Source organism: Streptomyces calidiresistens (assembly GCF_014141525.1).
Lineage (GTDB): Bacteria > Actinomycetota > Actinomycetes > Streptomycetales > Streptomycetaceae > Streptomyces > Streptomyces calidiresistens.
This window is the reverse complement of record NZ_VKHS01000929.1, coordinates 1-1,933: the sequence shown is the minus strand read 5'-3', so window position 1 is coordinate 1,933 and position 1,933 is coordinate 1. Positions and strand designations below refer to the sequence as shown.

At 71.2% G+C, this 1,933-nt stretch carries 2 protein-coding genes; one reads left to right on the top strand and one right to left on the bottom strand.

Annotated elements, in window-relative coordinates; all coding sequences use genetic code 11:
* Positions 1-244: hypothetical protein (locus FOE67_RS24230; RefSeq protein ID WP_228474232.1), on the bottom strand; the 244-nt coding region annotated here is incomplete at its 3' end.
* 386 nt (positions 245-630) lie between these two features.
* On the opposite strand from FOE67_RS24230, the gene FOE67_RS24225 reads away from it, so the two are divergent.
* On the top strand, positions 631-1,893 hold the full coding sequence (locus FOE67_RS24225; protein ID WP_182666963.1) for a glycoside hydrolase family 30 protein: 1,263 nt from the start codon (positions 631-633) through the stop codon (positions 1,891-1,893).
* Positions 1,894-1,933 lie beyond the last annotated feature (40 nt).

The window sequence follows — 1,933 nt, the reverse complement described above, 5'->3', positions numbered from 1 at the left end:
CCAGGGGGTTGGTGGGCAGGCGCTCGGAGACCGGGGGGAGGTTTCCGGCCTCGACGCGTTCGGCGAGCATGGGGGCCTCGGGGCCCTTGGCACCCCCGCCGCCGTTGCCGTTCCCGCCGCCGTCGGGCTCGGTGGAGAAGACGCTGCACGCGCTCGCGGACATGCCGGCCATCGCGATGAAGGCGGTGTTGCGCAGTACGGCCCGGCGGGTGGTGCCGATCGGCACGCCCCTCGTTTCGGTCATCATCGACCCCTTTTCGGCATGGCTCGACCACGGTTTGGACAGGGGAACGCGCACGGCGTCATTCCCGGACCGCTGCGCGTGACACGCGGACACGCTCGACCACCGTCCAAATGGACGTGAAAATTTCGGTGGAGCGTCAACACTTTCGGTGGCGGTAACGTAGGCGGACCCTCCAAGACGGTCAACCCCCCGAGCGCCAGATCCTTCTCCCGACTTTGCGTCAAACCGCAGCACCGCAGGCCAGAAAGCGTTTCCCATCCGAGGGCCTCCCGGGAGCCCCCGAAAGCTTTCCGGCGCGTTCGCCCTGTTGACTCCCTCCCACACCTCCGCCTAGGTTCGGGACGAAAATTCTCGTCTCACTTGTGAAACTTTCAGGGCAGGTGCGTGTGACCGGTATCGAGATCGGCCGTCAACCCCTGCGACGGATCGACGGCTTCGGCTTCTGCGAGGCGTTCCAGCGCGCCCGCGTCATGCGGGAACTGCCCGAGGGTCCCCGGCGGGAGGTGCTGGACCTGCTGATGAGCCGCCGCACCGGCGCCGGACTGAGCATCCTGCGGCTGGGCATCGGGTCCTCCACCGACTCCTCCGGCGACCGGATGCTCTCCGTCCAACCCGAGGATCCGGGCGGACCGCGGGCCGAACCGCGGCTGCGCTGGGACCGCGACGACAACGGACAGCTGTGGCTCGCCCGCGAGGCCCGCCGGTACGGGATCCGGCGCTTCTTCGCGAGCGCCTGGAGCGCCCCCGGCTACATGAAGGACAACGGGAGCGACTCCGACGGCGGCTCGCTGCTGCCCGAGTGGTACGAGGCCTACGCCCGCTACCTGCTGGGGTGGACCGACCTCTACCGGGCCGAGGGCATCGCCGTCACCGACCTCGCCTTCACCAACGAGCCGGACTTCACCATCGACTACGCCTCGATGCGCTTCACGCCGGCCGAGGCCGCCGCCTACACGAAGGTCATCGGCCCCCGGATCCGCCGCGCCGGCCTGCGCCTGGCCGGGTGCGACTCCTACGGCTGGAAGGGCGCGGTGGAGTACACCCGGGCCGTCGAGGAGGACCCGGAGGCCGCCGCGCTGATGGACCTGCACACCGGCCACCCCTACGAGGCCCCGGTGGACCGGCCGCTGCCCACCCGGAAGCCGACCTGGATGTCGGAGTGGTCCCCGGACGGCGACACCTGGAACGAACGCTGGGACGACGGGAGCGGCTTCGACGGCATGGCGGTGGCCCGCCAGATCCACGACTCGTTCACCCTCGGGGAGGTCAACGGCTACGTCTACTGGTTCGGCGTCTCCACCGGCACCACCCGGGCACCGATCCGGGTGGACGACGACGGGAAGGGTTACCGGGTGGCCAAACGGCTGTGGGCGCTCGCCGGGTGGAGCCGGTGCGTGCGCCCCGGCGCGGTGGCGCTGCGGGTGACCTGCGACCACCCCGACCTGCTGGTCACCGCCTTCCGCAACGAGGGCGGGGGCCGGGTGGTGGTGGTCCTCAACACCGCCGGGGAGACGATCCGCGCCGACCTCCCGGGCCTGGAGGGCAACGCCTGGGCCACCGACGAGGAACGGTCGATGGCCCCCGCCGGCACGGTGCGCGGAACGGCCGCCTTCGCCCCGCGCTCGCTCACCACCCTGGTCACCGTCTGAGACGCCCCCCGGAGCGCGGGGCTCCGGGCCCCCACACGCC